This window comes from Treponema sp., from assembly GCF_024696245.1.
Lineage (GTDB): Bacteria > Spirochaetota > Spirochaetia > Treponematales > Treponemataceae > Treponema_D.
Map to the genome: position 1 here is coordinate 1 of NZ_JAILGZ010000062.1, position 3,352 is coordinate 3,352.

4 protein-coding genes are annotated in these 3,352 nt (G+C 39.2%); 3 read left to right on the forward strand and 1 reads right to left on the reverse strand.

Annotated features, from left to right (window positions below; translation table 11 throughout):
- Positions 1–208 precede the first annotated feature (208 nt).
- Positions 209–1,573 carry a Y-family DNA polymerase gene (locus tag K6D58_RS04410; RefSeq protein ID WP_296828039.1) on the reverse strand — a complete coding sequence of 455 codons (1,365 nt, stop codon included), beginning with the start codon at positions 1,571–1,573 and terminating at the stop codon, positions 209–211.
- A 96-nt stretch (positions 1,574–1,669) separates the two neighbouring features.
- Between K6D58_RS04410 and K6D58_RS04415 the strand changes: the two genes are divergently transcribed.
- From K6D58_RS04415 to K6D58_RS04425, 3 genes are all read left to right on the forward strand, one after another.
- Entirely contained in the window at positions 1,670–2,188 is a 519-nt protein-coding gene (locus tag K6D58_RS04415; RefSeq protein WP_296828041.1) for a GNAT family N-acetyltransferase, read from the forward strand.
- An 18-nt stretch (positions 2,189–2,206) separates the two neighbouring features.
- On the forward strand, positions 2,207–2,548 hold the full coding sequence (locus tag K6D58_RS04420; RefSeq protein WP_296828043.1) for a phenylpyruvate tautomerase MIF-related protein: 342 nt from the start codon (positions 2,207–2,209) through the stop codon (positions 2,546–2,548).
- 453 nt (positions 2,549–3,001) lie between these two features.
- A partial coding sequence (locus tag K6D58_RS04425; protein WP_296828045.1) for a hypothetical protein occupies positions 3,002–3,352 on the forward strand: 351 nt, incomplete at its 3' end.

Genomic DNA, 3,352 nt, shown 5'->3' on the forward strand with positions numbered 1-3,352 from the left:
TGCCAGACTAATCTCAAAAAAAACAACTTCCCTCCGGGGAAGCCGTTTTTAAAAATAACTCTTGATAAAAAATCAGCAGTATTTTATATTCGAATAAGTAACAGTAGCTGTCAGCTGCTTGCGGACCTTACCCGCATTAAATCTTTTTACCGCAGCCTACTGAATTTACAGAAAGGACTTCACAGTCTCTTCAAAAATCCAAACGTTTTCATTTCCTATGACCTCCAATCTGCATGTTTCTTTCTATTGTAGTGGCACCTTCTTCAAAATCGCTTCCTTTTAGGATTGTGTTTTTGCCGAATTTATTCTGCAGCTTAAGCATGGTCTCCTGAAGGGAGCGTTCTTTTTTTTGTTCCTTAACCTGGGTGAATAAATCTGCCTGTTCTTCTTTTTGCTTAATGACATTTTCTGCAGTAAGGTTAAGTTTTTTTGCCAGCAGTTTTGAGTCCATGATTCTGTCATAGATTGTAAGGACAGCTTCGGTTATTCTCTGCATGGAGGAAGTTTCTGCACTAAGCCTGATACTGCCGTGGTCAGATTTTGGAACCTCTCTTCCGTAACGGTCAGTTTCAAATTCACCCTGGTAATCCTCCAAGTCAGAAGATCTGTCGTAGGCAATAATTAAAGTAAACATGGAAGAAGCCAGCTCTTTGGATACGAGTTCCTGAGCAAGATACTCTGCCATTTCTTTAACTACAATGCGGGTCATGTCCCTGCTGTAACCGTGAGAAAGAACCTGTCCCGTGCTAATACTTTTATGCAGTCTCCTGTAATTTTTAATATGCTTAATTGTGCAGGGTTCGTAACCCCAGGCATGGTCTATAAGAATTTCTGCATCAATTCCTAAAAGTTTGTAGAGGGATTCAGGTGAATCAAGTGACCGGCGTGCAATGTCTCCCATTGTGTAAATACCAGTTCTTGCCAGACGGTTTGAAATTCCATTCCCGATTCTCCAGAAATCACTTAAAGGCTTGTGGTCCCAGAGAGTCCTTCTGTATTCTTCCACAGTAAGACTTGCAATACGAACGCCGTTTTTGTCTGCTTCTACATGCTTGGCAACAATGTCCATGGCAATCTTACAGAGAAAAAGATTTGGTGCAATTCCGGCAGTGGCTGTGATTCCTGTCTGGCTTAGAATTTCCTGAATGATATTCTGAGTTAAAGTTCTGGCGTCAGTTTTGTAAAGATTAAGATAGCCTGTTACGTCAATAAAAACTTCATCGATGCTGTAAATGTGAATGTCTTCCGGACTAAAATAATTAAGATATATCGAATAGATTTTTGCTGAATATTTCATGTAAAGGGCCATGCGGGGTGGGGCAATGATGTATTCAAGTTTTTTACCGCTTGTCCTTTCTACTTCTTTAGCTTTCTGCACAACTTCAAAGAGACGGCTCCTTCCAGAAAGTCCGTATGCCTTTAAGCTGGGAGTAACGGCAAGACAAATTGTTTTTTCCGTTCGGGATTGGTCTGCAACAACAAGATTGGTGGTAAGAGGATTAAGATTGCGTTCCACACATTCAACAGAGGCATAAAAAGATTTAAGGTCAATTGCAATGTAAGTATGTTCCATCTGTTTTATTCCCCCAGAATGAATTTACAGGAAAAGAGGGATATTGTCATGGGGAAGAGTATTGACTTTTTTGGGTGTAAAAAATAGGGTGGAGTAATGAGTATAGTAAAAATAAGAGATGTAAAACTTGAAGATGCAGCCAGACTTGCTGAGATTTATTCATACTATGTAAAAAATACTGCAGTTTCTTTTGAGTATGATGCTCCTGATGCAGATGAATTTTCTGGACGAATTTCTTCTATTATACGGGCTTTTCCTTATATCTGTATTACTGAGGATGACCGGATTGTGGGTTATGCTTATGCTTCTAAGTTTCACCCAAGGGCTGCTTACAGTCATTGTGCTGAACTTTCGATTTATATAGATAAAGATTGTCGTAAAAGTGGTTATGGCAGAATGTTATACGAAGAACTGGAAGGCCGCCTTATAAAACAGGGGATACTGAATCTTTATGCCTGCATAGGTGTACCTGAAAAAGAAGATGAGTATCTGACTTTTAACAGTCAGCACTTTCATGAACATATGGGTTATAATGTATGCGGCCACTTTACAAGATGCGGCCGTAAGTTTGACCGCTGGTACAATATGATCTGGATGGAAAAACTGGTTAAATAAAAACACTGGAGGAAGAATATGCCAATGATTGAAGCAAAGGTAAGCATGGAGCTGCCTGTAGAAAAAAGAGATGTATTAAAAGCTGAGTTTGGAAAAGCTATCAGCATTATGGGTAAGCCTGAATCTTATCTTATGATTAACCTTATTGATAAACAGGACCTTTACTTTGGTGGCAAAAAACTGGATAAGGGAGCTTATGTAGAAGTAAAAGTTTTAGGCAGCATTGATTCAGCAGCAAGTGATAAGATGACTTCCCGACTCTGTCAGATTCTTGAGACTGAACTGGGGATCCCGGGCAACTCTGTATACATCTCCTACTGGGGCACACCAAACTGGGGCTGGAACGGGGGAAATTTTTAAACGAAGATAGGGAGAATCATTGTTAAGAGTTTTCTTTATATATTTTTTCTGTAACATCACAGACAGCTATTCTTAATTCAGGTGGTTCTAAAACTTTCGCAGTTCCAAAAACAGACAGTATTCGCTCTAGAATACGGCATTAAACCAAATACTTTGTCTGCATGGGTGACTAAATACAAATCTGCAGAATTTGAATCATTAGCAATCCAAAAAAGAACGTGCCTAATCCAAGAATGCCAAGCCGGTCTATCACATTTGCAGGTACACACGGTGATCTGAGGGATGGCTTTCTGCAAGGAAGAAAGGCTTTGCAAGATTGCAAAGGAGCTGAGAAGATGCACAGCTGGGCTTTTTTTAGGAAAAAAAGAGAAATTTCTTAGAAGTCAAAAAGACAATGCCGTTCATTGGCACCAAAGGGGTGTATAATATGAGAAATAAACCTCGGAGGCACCTATGAAAACATTCATTTTACGATGGAATCCAAATATTTCTTCTTACACTCTAAAAGATCAGAAGAAGGATATAAAAGCAATTTTGAAAGGAAAACTTTCTTCAATGGACTGGAGTGTCCGTGAGTGGGAAAAAATAGAAGTAAATGATTTCTGGATCCTTCAAACTGTAGGAACTGATTATGATGGCATCTCAGCTTTTGGAACTTTTACTGGAAAAACAGCAAAAGCAAAAAGCTGGCGGCGCGACGGAACAAAAGTTCATTATGCTCAAATGATTGTCTGGGCAATAATCGATAGGAATATAAGCAAAAAGTTTGCGGCTTCTGAAATGGAAAATCTTTGTCCAAAAATA